Below are 17,784 nucleotides of genomic sequence, written 5' to 3'. Positions count from 1 at the left end.
GACACTAGCAAATCTGGAATTCTAGTGTGGTTCTGGATTTGACATTCGTATTGAGAACCTCTCGGCGAGACCGCTACGAATGTCAAATCCACCACACTAGCGGCATGAAAATCAAGCGCTTAGATCGACTCAAACGGTGACCTGGGTTCCGACCTCAACCACGCGGCCGCTCGGAATCTGGAAGTAATCGGTCGCATCGTTCGCGGTACGGCTGAGCGCAATGAAAAGATGATCCTGCCAGCGCGGCATTCCCGAATGCGCCGCCGGCTTGAGCGCGCGGCGCGACAGGAAAAAGGACGTCGACATGATGTCGAATTGCCAGCCGAGCTTGCGCGCAATCGCCAGCGCCTTCGGCACGTTCGGCGACTCCATGAATCCGAATTTCAGCGCGACCTTGGTGAAGGTATCGCTGACCTGTTCGAGCCGTACTCGCTCCGAGGGATCGACGCGCGGGGTCGCTGCGGTCTCGATGGTGAGAATGACATTCTTCTCGTGCAGCACCTTGTAGTGCTTCAGACTATGCATCAGCGCGGTCGGCGCGCTGTTGGGGTCGCTGGTGAGGAACACCGCGGTGCCTGGCACGCGCTGCGGCGGCCGTTTCTCCAACATCGCAACCAGATCGGACAGCGGGAACTCGAGCTTGCGCGACTTCTCGAACAGGAGCCTGCTGCCGCGACGCCACGTATACATCAGCAGCATCACGATGGCGCCGAGCGCCAGCGGCACCCAGCCGCCTTCCAGCACCTTGAGAAGATTGGCGGCGAGGAACGTCAGATCAAGGAACAGGAACGGCGCAATCAGCGCAGCCGCGGCAATCGGCGACCATCGCCAAACCCGCCAAATCACCACGAATCCCATCATGCCTGTGACGACCATCGTGCCGGTCACCGAGATGCCGTAGGCTGATGCCAGCGCGCTGGAGGAGCGGAACAGCAACACCAGGAGCATCACTGCGATCAGAAGCAGCAAGTTGATGCGCGGAATATAGATCTGGCCGAACTGCGACTCCGAGGTGTGGCGGATTTCAAATCGCGGCAACAGCCCCAATTGGATCGCCTGTTGCGTCAGCGAATAGGCGCCGGTGATCACCGCCTGGCTTGCGATCACGGTGGCGACGGTAGCAAGCGCGACCATCGGGATCAGCGCCCAATCCGGGAACATCAGGAAGAATGGATTTTCCACCGCCTTGGGATTGTGGATGACGAGCGCACCCTGCCCCAGATAGTTCAGCGCAAGCGACGGCAACACGATGAAAAGCCACGCCGTCTGGATTGGCTTTTTGCCGAAATGGCCAAGGTCGGCATAGAGCGCTTCGGCGCCGGTGACAGCCAGAAACACCGCACCCAGCGTCACAAAACCGATGATGCCGTGATTAAGCATGAAGGATACGGCGAAAACGGGATTGAGTGCCTGAAGGATTTCCGGATGCCGCATAATCGGCAGGATCGCTCCGATCGCGATAATACCGAACCAGATGCACATGACCGGCCCGAAGAACGCTGCGACGCGAGCGGTGCCGCGCGATTGCGCGGCAAACAGCGCAAGCAGGATGACGACCGTCAGCGGCACCACATAGGGGTCGAGCACGGGCGTAACGAGCTTGATGCCTTCGATCGCGGACAGCACCGACAGCGCCGGCGTAATCACGGCGTCGCCGTAAAACAACGCGCCGCTCACGATCCCGAGCAGCACGATGGTGGCCGCGCCACGGGTGACCGCGCGCTGCGCGAGCGCCATCAGGGCCAGCGTTCCGCCCTCGCCGTGATTGTCTGCACGAAGCAGAACCACGACATATTTCATCGTCACTACGATGATCAGGGCCCACAGGATCAGCGAGACCACCCCGAGTACAGCCTCAGGCTGGACAACGCCCGAGGGACCGCTTGCCGCGACCACCGCCTCGCGCAGCGCATACAGCGGACTGGTGCCGATATCGCCGTAAACGACGCCGATGCTGCCGACCAGCAGGGCCTTCAGGCCAGCTGTGGAATGGCCTTCGCCATGCCCATTGGCCGCCGTCGTTTCCGAGGCGGGAGCTACAACATCACTGGTCATTAGGTGGAGAAGCCTCAACGAGGTTCATGCGCAGTCGCAAAGCGACGCGGCTTATAGCCGTGCGCCCGGTGCATAGCCTAGCCCTATTTTAGGCTCACGCCATGCAAAAAACGCATGGACAATCAGATAGTAACCTGCGTACCCACTTCAACCACCCGCCCCGTCGGAATCTGGAAATAGTCGGTAGCGTCGTTGGCAGAACGGGTCATCGCGATAAACAAGTGATCCTGCCATCGCGGCATCCCCGACTGGGCGGAGGGTTTCAATGCCCGCCGCGAAACGAAGAACGATGTCGACATGATGTCGAACTGCCAGCCGAGCCGCCGCGCCGCCCCAAGTGCCCTCGGAACATTTGGCGTTTCCATGAAGCCGAAGCGCAGCTGGACGGCCGCAAATCTTTCGTTGATGGTTTCCATTCGAAAGCGTTCGGCCAGGTCGACGCGAGGCGTCTGCGCGGTCAGGATCGTCAGGATGACATTCTGTTCGTGAAGGACCTTGTTGTGCTTGAGGTTGTGCAACAGCGCGGTCGGCACATAGCTCGGGTCGCTGGTCAGAAAAACCGCGGTGCCCTTGACGATATGCGGTGGGCGCTTTTCGAGGTTCTTCAGCAGATCATTCAGCGGCACTTCGGTGCGCCGGGTTTTTTGCGTCAGGATTTCTGATCCCCGGCGCCAGGTCCAGATCGTGATCGCCATGGCCAAGCCGAACAGCAGCGGCACCCAGGCGCCATCAAACAGTTTAAGGAGGTTGGCGCTGAAGAACGTCGTGTCGACCATGACGAAGGGCGCGATGACGGCGGCTGCGGCAGCCGGGGGCCAGTTCCACAGTTTCCAGATCACCACGAAACTCATGATGCCGTCGGTGACCATGGTCATCGAAACGGCGATGCCGTAAGCAGAAGCAAGCCCGCTGGAGGTACGGAAGAGCAACACCAGCAGCAATACACCGATCAGCAAGAGCCGGTTCACGCGCGGCAGATAAATCTGGCCAACGTTCGTCTCCGATGTGTAACGGACTTCAAAGCGCGGCAGCAGACCGAGTTGCACCGCCTGTCGCGTCAGCGAGTACGCCCCGGTGATGACCGCCTGACTGGCGATCACGGTCGCCGCGGTCGCCAGTGCCACCAGCGGCAGCAACAGCACTTCAGGCGCCATCCGGTAGAATGAATTCTCGATCGCATCGGGATGGGAAAGTACCAGCGCGCCTTGACCAAAATAATTGAGAAGGAGCGAAGGCAGCACGAAGTAAAGCCATGCGGCCTGGATCGGCTTGCGCCCAAAATGCCCGAGATCGGCATAGAGCGCCTCCCCACCCGTCACGGCAAGAAAGACCGCGCCCAGCGTTACCAGGCCGATCTTCCCGTGCGAGAGCAGGAAGTTAATGCCGTACAACGGATTGATTGCTGCCAAGACCGATGGGTCGTCGCTGATGTGGGTGAGACCCAGCACCGCGAGGGAACCGAACCAGATCACCATGACCGGCCCAAAGGCCGAGGCGACACGCGCCGTGCCGTTCCTCTGGACCGCAAACAGCCCGACCAGGATGAACATGGTCAGCGGCACGACGTAGTGTTCGAACGCTGGCGTTGCGAGATTGAGACCTTCCACCGCCGACAGCACGGAGATGGCTGGCGTGATCATGGAATCGCCAATGAACATCGACGCCCCGATCACCCCTAGCGCCAGCAGGAGCAGGCTTCTGTGACCCAACGCGCGCTGACCGAGCGCCATCAGCGACAACGTCCCGCCTTCGCCGTTATTGTCGGCGCGCAGCAGCAGCAGAACGTATTTCGCGGCGACGACGATCAGGAGAGCCCACAGGATTAGCGAGAGAACGCCGAGCACAATGACGCGCGTGACGGGCTGTCCCTGCGCGGCGGCGCCAACGGCCTCGCGGAATGCATAGAGTGGTGAAGTTCCGATATCCCCAAAGACGACGCCGATGCTTCCCAGCGTCAGGGCCCAAAAGCCGGTTCTGGCCGGCCCATCCTGGGCCTCTGTCGACGCAACGCTGTCAGCCATGGTGACAAAAAAGGCTCGGTCTCTGATTTGATCAGGATCGCTATCGACGCTTTAGTTAACGGCCTGTCAATCGGCGCGACCGAACGGTATTAAGGTAATGTCGATTATGGCTTCAGGTTGGGCGGCAGCGGCGGATTTTCGCGCATCAGCGTGATGGTCACGCGGCGGTTCGCCGACAGCGAGGGATCGTCGGGAAACAGCGGCTGGGTGTCGGCCTTGCCGGAGACGGCGAAAATGTGCGACGGCGGCAGCCCTTCCCGCTCGAGGATCTGGCGCACCGCGTTGGCGCGATCGGCCGACAGGTCGAAGGCGCCGTAATCGCTTCGGGTCGGAATGTAGCCGGCGGAGGTGTGACCGGCGATCGCGACCCGCAGGGGGGTCGCCTTCAGCGGTGCCGCGAGCTTCTGTATCAGCCGGCGCGTCCGCTCATAGGGCACTTTGGAACCCTCCGCAAACATCGATCGGCCGTCCTGGTCGACGATCTCGAGATTGAGGCCCTCTTTGGTCTCCTCGAACATGATGTGCTTGGAGATTTCGGTCATCTCCGGCATGTCCTGCAGCGCCTGCCGCAGCGAGGCTGAGGCCAGCGCAAACTCACGGTCAATCTTCAGCCTGGCGCCGGCGATCAGGTTACGATCCTGCTCGTCGGGGGTCGGCGTGTTGGAGGATTCTTCCGGCGGGATGTGGTCGACGTTTTTCAGCTTGGGCCGTGTCGGCAGGCCGTCGGATTCGATGATGCCGGAATACCGCACGTCGGTCTGCACGCCAAACGCCTCGCGCATCGATCCGGCCACGATCTTCAGCTTGTTGTTGTCCATGGTGGAGAACGCGACGAGCATCACGAAGAAGCTCATCATCAGGCCCATGAGATCGGCGAAGGTCACGAACCAGCCGTGTCCTCCGCCGTGTGCGTCGCCGCGTTTTTTCTTGGCCATGATCGATCTTCCGCCGCGGGGTCCGCAAGGTTATGCAGTGACTTCCTCGCCCTCCGTAAGGCGATGCTTTTCCGGCAGGTAGGCCAGCAGCATTTCGCGAACCAGCGTCGGGCTCTTGGAGTCGCGGATCATCAGAATGCCGTCGATGATCAGGGTGCGGTTGGTCTCCTCGTCGAGCAGCTTGCCGTGCAGCTTGTCGGCGAGCGGTAGACAGAACAGGTTCGCCACCAGCGCACCGTATAGCGTCGCCAGCAGCGCGGTTGCCATGAACGGACCGAGCTTGGAGGGGTCGGTCATATTCGCGAACATCTGCACCATGCCGATCAGCGTACCGATCATGCCGAAGGCCGGGGCGCAGTCGCCGATCGCGCGGTAGATCTTGCTGCCCTCGTCGAGATGCATCAGGAAATTGTCACGGTCGCGCTCGAGATTGTCGCGAATGAATTCCATGTCGTAGCCGTCGGCGATGAAGCGAATTCCCTTGGCGAGGAATGGCTCCTCGGTCTCCACCTTTTCGAGGCCGACGGGTCCCTGCTTGCGGGCGATCTCGGCGATCCGTGCGAGTTCGTCGACGAGGTCATGGGCCGTTAGCCGGCTCATCGTGAACGCGAATTTCGCACCCAACGGCAGGCCGTGCAGCATCACGTTGAGAGGGAAGCGGATCATGGTGGCGGCAATTGATCCGCCGAAAATGATGATGGCCGCGTGTTCGCTGACGAACAGCTCGAAGGAGCCTCCGAGCAGCATCATTACCGCGATGACGATGATGCCGGCGACAAGCCCGGCGCCCGTCATAATATCCATGGGGTACTCCAAACGCGTACGCGAACGACCGGCCCGTCCTGGACGGTCGCGCAGCCCCCTCCGAGCCACGCACTTCGAACCCTACGGGGCGGCCATTAAAGAGGCGTAAAGGTTAAGCCGTTTTGAGAATGCGATCCGAAGTAGATCATAGAGCTATGGACAAGAAGCCTGTTCAATTTTTGCGGCAAAAGCTGATTCACAGCGCCAGGATGCGGCTAGTACCGCCGATCTGAAGTCCCTGCACCACAAGCGGCGAATTCGATCAGGGACTTCAGATCGATAAAGCGGTACTAGAATCAATAAGTTTGCTAGCGCCCATGACTTTCCGAAGTTCGTGAAGGTGGATGCTGCGATGGAGCACGAACTTCGGAAAGTGGGCACTAGTGGTCCGCTTTCAACACTCGTATGGTGCGGCTCGCGGGTTCGTCGGCCGGCAACCTTCTGCTAACCATAGCGGCCGTCCGCCATTTGAAATGCCGCTTGCCATGGCCTTCCGTTCCGCCGTCTTGTCCGCCATCGTCTGTGCGTTGGTGCTTGCGGCCTGTAGCGGTGGCGACCGCAAGACACTTGGCAGCGGATCGGACGGTGCACCCGCCGCCAATCGTGCACCGGCCGCTCCTGCGCCGAAGCCGCCGCCGGTCAGCATGGCCGGCCGCTGGACTTTTTCGGCCACCGGCTCGACCTCCCGCAGGATGACCTTCGGCGCGACCAGCCCGGACGCAACCGAGGGCACGATTGCACCTGGCGCCGGCTGTCCGTTCAACTTCTTCATCAGCCGCAAGTGGAACTATACCGAAGCCGGCCTCACCCTGCGTGACCACATGGCGCAATCCCTGGCCCAACTCGGGCCGGCAGGTCCCGATCGCTTCGAAGGCAAAGCCAGCGCAGGCCAGGAAGTCGCGCTGTCGCGCTAGTGTAGTGGATTTGACATTCGCTCCCCCAAGCCGCGAGTCCGGAAAGCGAATGTCAAATCCTAAACTAAACTAGAATCTAATATTTCTAGTGATCCTATGATTCTAACATTCGCAAAGTGGACGCTGAGGGGGGATGCGAATGTTAGAATCGGATCACTAGTGCCGCCTATTTGACGTTCCTGCACCACAAGCGGCAAATCCGATCCAGGAACGTCAAATAGCAAAGCGGCACTAGAATCATAGGCTTGCTAGTGCCCATAGCTTTCCGAAGTCCGTGAAAGGTGCGTGCCGAGATGTAACACGGACTTCGGAAAGTGGGCACTAGAACCCGGTTTTGATTGAATCAAAACCAGGCTCAAGATTCTTGTTTTGACGCGTTTTCTTCACGCGAACCGGTTCCCACTTCGCTCGAAAACGCTTTAGCACCGCTTGGTCAAACCTCCGGCAAGCCCGTCAGCTCGAAGCTCAGCTTGCGTAGCCGTTGCCGGGCATCTCGATCGTGGGCCTGCGGGTTGGCCCGCGCCTGCGTCAGGCCATTGAAGAAGAGCCCGCTGCCGATGTCGTCATCCGTTACAAGGCGCAAGATCGCGTCGCCTCCCTGTTCGACCGTGGACATCGGGGTGATGCCGCCCTGGCGCACCATGGTGGTGTTCATATAGGTAGCTGGGTGCAACGCGTTCACGATGACGCCGGATCCTGCCAATTCCTCCGCAAGATCGATCGTGAACATGACCTGCGCCAGCTTGCTCTGGCAATAGGCCCTCGTGCCGCTATAGCCCTTCGTTATCATCGGATCGTCGAAGTCGATCGGCTGCTGGCCGATTGAAGAGACGTTGACGATGCGTGACGGCGTCGACGCTTTCAGCAAAGGCAGCAACGTCCGCATAAGCAGGAATCCGGAAAGATAGTTCACCGCGAAACGCAATTCGTGGCCGTCCTGGCTGATGCAGCGCTGCGGCCCCGGCTGGGATGTTCCAATCCCGGCATTGCTGATGAGAACATCAAGCCGCGACTGCGAATTGGCGATCGTCTCCGCGAGTTTCCGTACCTCGGCGAGCGACGACAGATCGGCCGGATAGAACACCGGTTCGCGGTGCCCTCGCCGGCGGATCTCATCGGCGAGTGCGTGAGCGCGTTCACGGTCGCGCCCATGAAGCAGGACCTGGGCGCCCGCCTCTGCGAGTCTGGTCGCAACATAGCGGCCGACCCCATCGGTCGACCCCGTCACCAAAACGGTCTTGCCTTCTACTTTCATGCCGCCGGAAACTTCAATGAATTTCGGAAGAACGCCTCAGCGCTTCTTTCAACTTCTCAAGACTGAAATCGTTGCTGCGCGCGATCTCGAGAATGGGAACCTCGCGGCGGCCGCACAGTTCGGCGGCATCGGGAATCTTCGCAGCCAGATCCGCTGGAATCACGATGGCGCCATGCTGGTCGGCATGAATAAGGTCGTCCGAGCGCACCGTCATTCCGGCAACGCGAACTTCACCGCCGAAGGTTTCGGCATGAACCCATGCATGCGACGGGCCGATCGAGCCGGCGAGCGCCTGGAAACCAGCAGCCCATTGCGGAATGTCGCGGATCGAACCATCCGTGATGACGCCGAGGCAGCCGAGTGCCTTGTGCACATTGCTTTGCACCTCGCCCCAGAACGCACCATAGCCGACATCCGGACCGTCGATGTCCTGGATCACGGTGATCCGCGGCCCCCAGCCGGTACCCATATATTCGTAATAGGCGATGCGCCGCCGCGCCTGCTCGTCGGCAGGCACAGCGGACTTGAGCACCGAGCGGATCGTCACCGTCCGCGCATAGCCAACCATCGGCGGCAGGTTGGGAAACGGGCAGACCAAAGGCTTGGTCGTGTAACCGATCAGGCGGCGCTCCGGCGCAACAACCTCCATCGCATTGCAGATCGTGGGCGTATCGTAGCGCGCCAGCGCCTGAATCAGATCGGCGGACAGCGGCGGAGCGGAATTCGTCACGGCGTTCTCCAGATATTTTGGGCGCGAAAGAATGGCGTTCAACGCATATAGCCGACCGTAACGCGATCGGCAAAAGCCTCGCGGGCATGACGTCTCACGTTTTCATCTGGACAAATGAATGATTTCAGTTCAGCCGTGACGGCCGATCGTCATTGTCGGCCGCCGACAGGAACGGCGATGAAGGTTCGGACGGGGCGCTCGCGCTTGTGACCACCGGTGCTGTGGTGTGTGCTTCCGCCTTGCGCTGGTGGTTACGGTAGGATTTCCACCCGAGCGGCAGGGTCAGGAGATAGATCACCGTGCCTGCGGAGAGCATGTACCAGGGATAGCCGATCAGAAGCGCGATGACGAACACCGCTGACACAAACGCAGGCAGCACCAACTCCGGCGGCACCCGCATGCGCACCGCTTTGCCGGAGAAGACCGGCAGGCGCGAGACCATCAGGCAGCCGATCACGAAGGTATAGACCGCCGTCACTGCGGCCGGAGGTTTCGGCAGCCCCAGAAATGCCAGATAAATCGGAAGCAGCACCGCAATTGCACCGAGGGGCGCAGGCACGCCGGTGAAATAGTTCGCCGCATAGGCCGGCCGGTCGGGATCGTCCATCGTCGCATTGAAGCGCGCCAGCCTCAATCCGCCGCTGATGGCAAAAACCATCGCGGCAATCCAGCCGCCATTGTTGAGGTCGTGCAACTGCCAAAAATACAGCATCAAGCCCGGCGCGACGCCGAAGTTGACGAAGTCGGCCAGGCTGTCGAGTTCGGCCCCGAACTTCGACTGGCCCTTGATCATGCGCGCCACCCGTCCGTCGATGCCGTCGAGCACGGCGGCGAACACAATCGCTGCGACCGCCAATTCCATTCGTCCTTCCGTGGACAGACGGATTGCGGTGAGGCCGGCGCAGATCGCCAGCAGCGTGATGAAATTGGGAACCAGCATCCGCACCGGAATCGGGCGAAACCGGCGGCGGCGCAGTTCCAGGTTTTTGGGGTCAATCGCCATGCCGCCACTATATAGCAATCGATGACCGCTTCGCCATCACAGCGATGGCTCGAAAAGCCGGCCAGTTCCGGGCGTGTGGTTAACTGCCGCGGTAGGTTCGACCGGGATCGCTCAGCCGGAAATCGGCGAGAATGGTCTCGCCGGCGATCGCGGTCTGGCCCTCCGCCACCAGCGCTACCGTGCCCTCAGGCAGATACACGTCAAGGCGCGAACCGAAGCGGATCAGCCCGAAGCGCTCGCCCGCCCCGATGGTCTGCCCTTCCCGCACGAAACAGACGATCCGGCGTGCCACGAGCCCCGCGATCTGGGTGACGCCGATGCGGCCGTTCGTCGACGAAATCACAAGGGAGTTGCGTTCGTTGTCTTCGCTGGCCTTGTCGAGTTCGGCGTTGATGAATTTGCCCGGCCGATAGGCGACGCGGTCGATACGGCCGGCAATCGGACTGCGGTTCACGTGGCAGTTGAAGACGCTCATGAAGATCGAGACGCGCGGCAATGGCCTATCGCCCAGACCAAGTTCGGCCGGCGGCAACACGCGCGTGAGCATCGAGATGCGCCCATCGGCTGGCGCAACCACGATCCCCTCCCGCACCGGAGTCACCCGCATCGGATCGCGGAAAAACAGCGCGCACCAAATGGTCAGAACCGTGCCGATCCAGCCCAACGGGGACCACAGCCAGAACAGCACCAGGCTGACCAACGCAAAGGCGCCGATGAAGGGATAGCCTTCGGAGTGAATGGGCGGAATTTGCGCGCGAATGGAATTGGCTATCGACATTGAAACTCGCTGGCCGCTGAAATCGTCCAAAATTCACTAGTGCTCCGATTCCGAAGTTCGTATCATATTGCGGCTCCACGTTTACGAACTTCGGAATCAAAGGAGCACTAGCCAATTATATGATTCTAGTGCGGTTTAGAATTTGAAGTTCCTATGACGAGGTTACCGCGAAACTAATAGGAACTTCAAATTCACCGCACTAGGGCTGTGCCCTCTCCCTTGCAAGGAGAAAGCTGCAAAATCATTCCGCAGCGGCCGAGGTCACCAGCGCGTCGTCAATCGGCGGCGGCGCGCGGTTGGGCGCTTCGTTCTCGTCGGCAATCCGCGCCAGCTTCTCGCGGGCTTCCTGCGCCTCGCGCTGCCGGTTCCACATACTGGCATAAAGCCCGCCGCTTGCCAAAAGCTGGACATGGGTGCCGCGCTCGGCGATGCGACCCTGATCGAGCACGATGATCTCATCGGCCGTGACAATCGTGGAGAGCCGATGGGCGATCACGAGTGAGGTCCGATTGCGGGACACCCGCTCCAGCGCATCCTGGATCTCGCGTTCGGTATGGCTGTCGAGCGCCGAGGTCGCTTCGTCGAGCACCAGGATCGGCGGAGCCTTCAGAACCGTGCGCGCGATCGCAACGCGCTGTTTTTCGCCGCCCGACAACTTCAGGCCGCGTTCGCCAACCTGCGTCTCATAGCCTTTTGGCGACAGCCGGATGAAGCCGTCGATCTGCGCCAGTCCGGCCGCCTCCTCCACCTCCGCATCGGTCGCATCCCAGCGGCCGTAGCGAATGTTGTAGCGGATGGTATCGTTGAACAGCACGGTGTCCTGCGGCACCATGCCGATCGAGGCACGCAGCGAAGCCTGCGTGACGTCGCGGATGTCCTGACCGTCGATCGTGATGCGGCCGCTTGAGACATCGTAGAGGCGAAACAGAAGACGCGAGATGGTCGACTTGCCGGCGCCCGACGGCCCGACGATCGCAACCGTCTTGCCTGCCGGCACCTCAAATGTGAGGCCTTTGAGGATCGGCCGATCCGGCTCATAGGCAAACTGCACGTTATCGAAACGAACATTGCCCGACGTGACGATCAGCGGCACCGCCTCCGGAACATCCCTGATCTCGGGGGGACGCGACAGCACGTTGAACATCTTCTCGATATCGATGATCGCCTGCTTGATCTCCCGATACACCATGCCCATGAAATTGAGCGGCTGGTAGAGCTGGATCATCATGGCGTTGACCATCACGAAATCGCCGACCGTGTTGCGCCCGCTGCGTACCCCGAACGCACACATCACCATGGTTGCGGTGAGGCCGGCGGTAAAGATGAGTGCCTGCCCGGCATTGAGCACGGCAAGCGACGTATAGGCCTCCACGCTCGCCTGCTCGTAGCGTTGCATCGAGCGGTCATACCGCGACGCCTCGCGTTCCTCGGCGTTGAAATATTTCACCGTCTCGTAGTTCAGGAGCGAGTCGATCGCCTTGGTGTTCGCTTCGGTGTCGGAATCATTCATCTTGCGGCGGATTCCGATCCGCCACTCGGTCGCGATGTAAGTGTAGAACATGTAGATCGCGACCATGATCAGCGTCGCGACGACATAGCGCCAGTCGAACTTCCACAACAGCACCGCCATCAACAGTGTGACCTCGACGATGGTCGGGACCAACTGCAGGATCACCATCCGCACGATGGTCTCGATGCCGTTGCGGCCGCGCTCCAGCACGCGCGTCAGTCCGCCGGTCTTGCGCTCCAGATGAAAGCGCAGCGCGAGTTCGTGCATGTGAACGAAGGTGCGATAGGCGAGCTTGCGCACCGCGTGCATTGCCACGCGCGCGAAAATTCCGTCGCGCCACTGGGTCAACACGCCCATCAGCACGCGCAATGCGCCATAGCCCAATGTCATGAGGACCGGAGACGCGATGGCCCACAGCACCCAGTTCGAGGCTTGCAGCGGCGCGCTGTCCGCTCCGGTCAGGGCATCGGTCGCCCATTTGAAGGTGAAAGGGACTGCGAGCGTTGCAAGCTTGGCCGCGAGCAACAACACCACCGACCAGACCACGCGCATTTTCAGGTCGGCGCGGTCACCGGGCCAGATGTAGGGCCACAGGTGCGCGAGCGTCCCGGCCAGGCTCGCCTGTCCGATCGATGTGTCAGGAGGTGGCGCCGGGTGAACCGGCACGCTGGCATCAGGCTGCGCCATCAAGCCTCGCCGGCACGGCATGGCGGCCCGATTCGGCACGCGTTTTTTTCAGATCGGCTCGCATTCCGCAGTCATATAGAGCGTTTGGCGGCTTCGTACAGCCTCGCGGGAATTAAATTGTTCCCATCATTCTCGGGCCTTGCCGGAATTTCGTTCGATGAATGAATCCCTTAGGGTTTGACTGGTTTACGCTGCAATGCCACATGACTGAGATGAGCAAGATCAAAACCGTCTGTGTCTATTGCGGCTCGGGAGCCGGCACCAATCCTCGTTTCATCGAGTCCGCCAGAGCCTTGGGCAAGACGCTGGCCGAAAATGGCATTCGCCTCGTCTATGGCGGCGGCGCCGTCGGCATGATGGGTGCGGTGGCAACTGCGGCGCTCGATCACGGCGGCAAGGTCACGGGCATCATCCCAAGCTTTTTGACGGCGCGGGAAAACGCGCTCAAGCGCGTGCAGGAGATGATCGTCACTCCTGACATGCATGAACGCAAGCGGCTGATGTTCGAGCATTCGGATGCTTTCGTGGCACTCCCCGGCGGGATCGGCACGCTGGAAGAACTCGTCGAGCAACTGACCTGGCAACAGCTCGGCCGCCATTCAAAACCGGTGCTGCTCGCCAATATCGACGGCTTTTGGGAGCCGCTGCTGGCGCTGGTCGCGCACATGCGCGCCACGCAATTCATCCGCGCCAATCTCTCGGTCGATATCCTCAAGGCCGAACGGGTCGAAGACATTTTGCCGCGGCTGGAGGCGGCGGCCGCCAGTGCGCCGGAAGGCACGACCGCCATGCCTGCCGAAATCTCGCGCAGGCTGTAGCGGCCGGCTGGTGGAGCGGATTTGACGTTCGCTACCCGCTTAGCCGCGAGTCCAAGAAGCGAATGTCAAATCCAAAGCTCCACCAGAAGCTTATATTTGCTAGTGGTCCGTTGATTCTAACATTCGCAAAAGCGGCTGCGGAGAAGGGATGCGAATGTTGGAATTGGACCACTAGCGTTATGCGGCCGCGTCCTCCGCGGGAAAGGTCACGGCTTCAATCCTGTTGCCATCGAGATCGCGGATGAACGCCGCATAGTAACGCACGCGGTCGTGCGGACGCAGGCCGGGTGGTCCGTCGCAGCTACCGCCCGCGCCGATTGCGGCCTGATGAAAGGCGTCAACCTCGCTCTCGGACTTTGCTCGCAAGCAAATATGACAACCGCTCCCCGGTGCGACCGGCACCATCGCCGGCCGCAGGTTGATCCATAACTCGGGATAACGCTTGCCGAAACCGACGGTCGCGGGCCGCGTCACCAGTTTTGCAAGCCCGAGCGGCGCCAATGTCAATTCATAGAAGCGCGCGGAGCGTGCGAGTTCGCGGACACCAATGGAGATGTGGTCGATCATGTTGACCTATGCTAGGGCCTATGCCAGCGCGCCTGATTTCACAAGCTTGTAGATGACCGAATCCATCAGTGCCTGGAACGAGGCGTCGATGATATTGGGCGATACCCCGATCGTACTCCACTTTTCGCCGGTCTCGTCGGCGCTTTCGATCAGAACCCGCGTCACGGCCTCGGTGCCGCCATTGAGGATACGCACGCGATAATCGATCAGCCTGAGGCCTTCGATGAACTTCTGGTACTTGCCGAGATCCTTGCGCAGCGCGACGTCGAGCGCATTGACGGGGCCGTTGCCTTCGGCGGCTGAAATCAGCTTCTCGCCGTCGACATCGACCTTCACCACCGCCATCGCCACCGTGATGCGCTGGCCATTGGCGTTGTAGCGCTGTTCGACATTGACGTCGAACTGCTCGATCCGGAAGTAATCAGGCACGCGGCCGAGTGTTCGCCGCGCCAGCAGCTCGAACGAAGCATTGGCCGATTCATAAGCGTAGCCACCAGCCTCGCGCTCCTTCAATTCCTCGACCAGCCGCCCCAGCTTCGGATCGTTCTTGTCATAGGCAATGCCGGCGCGGTCGAGCTCGGCGATCACGTTCGAGCGCCCAGCCTGATCGGACACCAGCACCTTGCGATGATTGCCAACCGCGTCAGGCGAAACATGCTCATAGGTCTGCGGGTCTTTCAGAACGGCAGAGGCGTGAATGCCGGTCTTGGTGACAAAGGCGCTCTCGCCGACATAGGGCGCGTGGCGATCAGGCGCACGATTGAGCATGTCGTCGAGCGTGCGCGACACCGTTATCAACGTCTTGAGATTCTCATTGGTCACGCCGATCTCGAAACGATCGGCGAATTCGCTCTTCAGGCACAGCGTCGGAATCAGCGAGCACAGATTGGCGTTGCCGCAGCGCTCGCCGAGACCGTTGAGCGTGCCCTGAATCTGACGTGCCCCGGCGCGGATCGCGGCGAGCGAATTGGCCACCGCCTGTTCGGTGTCGTTATGGGCGTGGATGCCGAGGTGATCGCCGGGAATGTGCTTGATGACCTCGCCAACGATGGTCTCGACCTCGTGCGGCATGGTGCCACCGTTGGTGTCGCACAGGACCACCCAACGGGCGCCGGCATCGTAGGCGGCTTTCGCGCAGGCGATCGCAAAATCAGCATCTTCCTTGTAGCCGTCGAAGAAGTGCTCGCAGTCGAGCATGACTTCGCGCCCGGCATTCCTGGCCGCTTTCACGCTGTCGCTGATCGAGGCGAGATTTTCCTCGTTGGTAGTCTCGAGCGCGACGCGCACCTGATAGGCCGAGGATTTTGCGACAAAGCAGATCGCATCCGCCTTGGCTTCCAGCAGTGCCGCAAGGCCGGGATCGTTCGACGCCGAACGGCCTGCCCGGCGCGTCATGCCGAACGCCGTAAAGCGTGCATGTGAAAGCTTCGGCTTCGCCGCGAAAAATTCGGTGTCGGTCGGGTTGGCGCCGGGATAACCGCCCTCGACGTAGTCGATGCCGAGTTCGTCGAGCATCTTCGCGATCAGTTGCTTGTCATGCAGCGTGAAGTCGACCCCGTTGGTCTGCGCGCCATCGCGCAGCGTGGTGTCGAACAGATAAAGCCGCTCCCGGGTCATTTCTGGCCTCCGGCATTTTCACCGAGCGGCTTCTGCATGGTAGTGTTGGCGAGCCATTCGCCGTTGAGCGAAACCGTGTTGCGCTGCTGCGCCTCATAGCCGCGCTTTACGAAGAACTCGGCCGCATTGTCGCTGGCGTCGACCGTGAGGCTCTTGGCGCCGCGGGCAGCGGCGAGTTTTTCGAGCGCATCGCAAAGCGCCGCAGCTACGCCTTGCCCGACCGCACCGGGATGCACGTAAACATAATCGATGTGATCTTTGCCCTTGAGCGAGGCAAAGCCGACCGGCACGCCGTCGAGGGTCGCCACCAACGTCAGCTGAGAAGCCAGACGTTGGCCGAAGACCGCCTCGTCATCGACTGCGGCGGCCCACGCCTCCTGCTGTGACTCGCTGTAGTCGTCGCCGGTCAACGCTTCGACGCTGGCAACGAAGATCGCTGCCAGGATCGGCGTGTCGGCCGGCAGGAATGGCCGCAGCGCGGGCGCGCTCATCGCGCGACCTCCCAAGTGGTACCTTCCCTGGAATCCTTGATCACGACCCCCATCGCCGCAAGCTCATCGCGAATGCGATCGGACTCCTTGAAGTCCTTGCGGGCGCGCGCCGCGGTGCGATCGGCGATTAGCGTGTCGACAGCCTCCTTGTTCACGACGATCGCCCTCGGATTGCTTGCGAGATATTCCTTCCTCGTTTTCCCGAGCAGCCCGAGCAGCATCGCCGATGTCTTGAGCTTGCGCCTGACGTCGATCTCCGTCCCGCTTCGACCGGACGCCATGGCGTGAAGCCGCGTGATCGCGCCCGACGTGTTCAGGTCGTCGCCCAATTGCGCAATGACGTCATCGTCGGGTTCACCCTGCGCCTGCGTGTCATCGCCGATAATATCGTACCAGCCGTCGAGCACTTTCTTGCTCTCCTCGACGCCTTTGAGCGTCCAGTCGATTGGCGAACGATAATGCGTTTTTAGCATGTTGAGACGCAGCACTTCGCCTGGCCAATCGTTTAGCGCCTCCCGGATCGTGATAAAATTGCCGAGGCTCTTCGACATCTTCGCGCCTTCGACTTCGAGGAAGCCGTTGTGCATCCAGTAATTCGCCATCGTGGCGGTACCGTGGGCGCAACGCGACTGCGCGATTTCGTTTTCATGGTGCGGAAAGATCAGGTCCAGGCCGCCACCATGGATATCGAAGACATCGCCGAGGAACGCCGCGCTCATCGCCGAGCACTCGATGTGCCAGCCCGGGCGTCCCCTGCCCCATGGGCTTTCCCAGCCCGGCTCATGTTCACTGGACTGCTTCCAGAGCACGAAATCGGCCGGGTTCTTCTTGTGCGCATCGACCGCGACACGGGCGCCGGCCAATTGCTCGTCGAGCCTGCGGCCCGACAGCGCGCCGTAGTCCGGCATCGATTGGGTGTCGAACAGCACTTCGCCGGCGGCTTCATAGGCATGGCCACGTGCAACCAGTTCCTTGATCAGCGTCACCATGTCAGCCTTGCCGTCGCTGCGCGGCAACACGAAGTCAGTCGCGCGCGGCTCGAAAGTCGGCGGCAGGCACCCAAGCCCAGCCACGTCCGCATGGAATTGATTGGCGGTCTGCTCGGTAACTTTCCGGATCGCCTGATTCAGCGGGAGATTCGGAAAATCGCGAGCGGCGCGCTCATTGATCTTGTCGTCGACGTCGGTGATGTTGCGGACGTAGGTGACGTGGTCCTCGCCATAGCGATGACGCAGCAGGCGAAACAGCACGTCGAATACGATCACGGGGCGCGCATTGCCGATATGGGCAAAGTCGTAAACGGTCGGCCCGCAGACATACATGCGCACGTTGCCGGGATCGATCGGCGTGAAAACGCGCTTCTCTCTGGTCAGCGTATCGTAAAGGCGCAATTCCATGGATACCCATCCGTTCGGCCGGGCGTCCATTGATCTCAAGTGAGAAAAGACGGCCTCAGCCAGCGAATCGCTAGCTAATAATCTCGCGGCAAATGCCACAAATGGCGAGGAGACCGTTCATGGGAACCACCATGAGGCAGCCCTTGACGCTGGTCAAGGGGAGCCACAGAGCGAGCGGCCTCAGAAAAGCCAATCTGGATCA

15 protein-coding genes are annotated in these 17,784 nt (G+C 60.9%); 2 read left to right on the top strand and 13 right to left on the bottom strand.

Annotated elements, in window-relative coordinates:
- Positions 1 to 129: 129 nt before the first annotated feature.
- From M6D32_RS04960 to M6D32_RS04945, 4 genes are all read right to left on the bottom strand, one after another.
- Positions 130 to 2,055: a potassium transporter Kup gene (locus M6D32_RS04960; RefSeq protein WP_298253959.1), complete on the bottom strand. Its 1,926-nt coding sequence runs from the start codon at positions 2,053 to 2,055 to the stop codon at positions 130 to 132.
- 122 nt (positions 2,056 to 2,177) lie between these two features.
- Complete coding sequence (locus M6D32_RS04955) at positions 2,178 to 4,076, bottom strand: potassium transporter Kup (RefSeq protein WP_298253958.1); 1,899 nt, start codon at positions 4,074 to 4,076, stop codon at positions 2,178 to 2,180.
- A gap of 104 nt (positions 4,077 to 4,180) precedes the next feature.
- Positions 4,181 to 5,011 carry a flagellar motor protein MotB gene (locus M6D32_RS04950; RefSeq protein ID WP_298253957.1) on the bottom strand — a complete coding sequence of 277 codons (831 nt, stop codon included), beginning with the start codon at positions 5,009 to 5,011 and terminating at the stop codon, positions 4,181 to 4,183.
- 30 nt (positions 5,012 to 5,041) lie between these two features.
- Entirely contained in the window at positions 5,042 to 5,815 is a 774-nt protein-coding gene (locus M6D32_RS04945; protein ID WP_298253956.1) for a MotA/TolQ/ExbB proton channel family protein, read from the bottom strand.
- A gap of 485 nt (positions 5,816 to 6,300) precedes the next feature.
- Between M6D32_RS04945 and M6D32_RS04940 the strand changes: the two genes are divergently transcribed.
- Positions 6,301 to 6,729 (top strand): AprI/Inh family metalloprotease inhibitor, encoded by a 429-nt coding sequence (locus M6D32_RS04940; RefSeq protein ID WP_298253955.1) that lies wholly within the window; start codon positions 6,301 to 6,303, stop codon positions 6,727 to 6,729.
- Between the two features lie 433 nt (positions 6,730 to 7,162).
- Here M6D32_RS04940 and M6D32_RS04935 read toward each other — a convergent pair whose 3' ends face one another.
- The 5 genes from M6D32_RS04935 to M6D32_RS04915 all read right to left on the bottom strand — a co-directional run bounded on the left by M6D32_RS04935 (position 7,163) and on the right by M6D32_RS04915 (position 12,692).
- Positions 7,163 to 7,984, bottom strand: coding sequence for an SDR family NAD(P)-dependent oxidoreductase (locus M6D32_RS04935; protein ID WP_298253954.1), 822 nt, complete (start codon positions 7,982 to 7,984; stop codon positions 7,163 to 7,165).
- Positions 7,985 to 7,997: 13 nt separating this feature from the next.
- On the bottom strand, positions 7,998 to 8,714 hold the full coding sequence (locus tag M6D32_RS04930) for an RraA family protein (protein WP_298253953.1): 717 nt from the start codon (positions 8,712 to 8,714) through the stop codon (positions 7,998 to 8,000).
- A gap of 124 nt (positions 8,715 to 8,838) precedes the next feature.
- Complete coding sequence (gene pssA, locus M6D32_RS04925; protein WP_298253952.1) at positions 8,839 to 9,717, bottom strand: CDP-diacylglycerol--serine O-phosphatidyltransferase; 879 nt, start codon at positions 9,715 to 9,717, stop codon at positions 8,839 to 8,841.
- A 79-nt stretch (positions 9,718 to 9,796) separates the two neighbouring features.
- A complete protein-coding gene (locus M6D32_RS04920; protein ID WP_298253950.1) occupies positions 9,797 to 10,495 on the bottom strand; it encodes a phosphatidylserine decarboxylase in 699 nt (232 codons plus the stop codon).
- Between the two features lie 241 nt (positions 10,496 to 10,736).
- Complete coding sequence (locus tag M6D32_RS04915; RefSeq protein ID WP_298253948.1) at positions 10,737 to 12,692, bottom strand: ABC transporter ATP-binding protein/permease; 1,956 nt, start codon at positions 12,690 to 12,692, stop codon at positions 10,737 to 10,739.
- A gap of 212 nt (positions 12,693 to 12,904) precedes the next feature.
- Between M6D32_RS04915 and M6D32_RS04910 the strand changes: the two genes are divergently transcribed.
- Complete coding sequence (locus M6D32_RS04910) at positions 12,905 to 13,510, top strand: TIGR00730 family Rossman fold protein (protein ID WP_298253946.1); 606 nt, start codon at positions 12,905 to 12,907, stop codon at positions 13,508 to 13,510.
- A 177-nt stretch (positions 13,511 to 13,687) separates the two neighbouring features.
- On the opposite strand, the gene M6D32_RS04905 is transcribed toward M6D32_RS04910, so the two are convergent.
- From M6D32_RS04905 to cysS, 4 genes are read right to left on the bottom strand one after another with little or no spacing between them, the layout of a single operon-like run.
- Positions 13,688 to 14,077, bottom strand: a complete 390-nt coding sequence (locus M6D32_RS04905; RefSeq protein ID WP_298253944.1) for a VOC family protein — start codon at positions 14,075 to 14,077, stop codon at positions 13,688 to 13,690.
- A gap of 18 nt (positions 14,078 to 14,095) precedes the next feature.
- Entirely contained in the window at positions 14,096 to 15,694 is a 1,599-nt protein-coding gene (gene cimA, locus M6D32_RS04900; protein ID WP_298253942.1) for a citramalate synthase, read from the bottom strand.
- Complete coding sequence (locus M6D32_RS04895) at positions 15,691 to 16,185, bottom strand: GNAT family N-acetyltransferase (RefSeq protein WP_298253940.1); 495 nt, start codon at positions 16,183 to 16,185, stop codon at positions 15,691 to 15,693. The genes cimA and M6D32_RS04895 overlap by 4 nt, the downstream gene beginning before the upstream one ends.
- On the bottom strand, positions 16,182 to 17,582 hold the full coding sequence (gene cysS, locus M6D32_RS04890) for a cysteine--tRNA ligase (RefSeq protein WP_298253938.1): 1,401 nt from the start codon (positions 17,580 to 17,582) through the stop codon (positions 16,182 to 16,184). Before cysS ends, M6D32_RS04895 begins: the two co-directional genes overlap by 4 nt.
- Between the last annotated feature and the right edge of the window lie 202 nt (positions 17,583 to 17,784).

Source organism: Bradyrhizobium sp. (assembly GCF_027307225.1).
Lineage (GTDB): Bacteria > Pseudomonadota > Alphaproteobacteria > Rhizobiales > Xanthobacteraceae > Bradyrhizobium.
The sequence above is the reverse complement of the archived record's forward strand: the minus strand, read 5'-3'. Positions and strand labels throughout refer to the sequence as shown.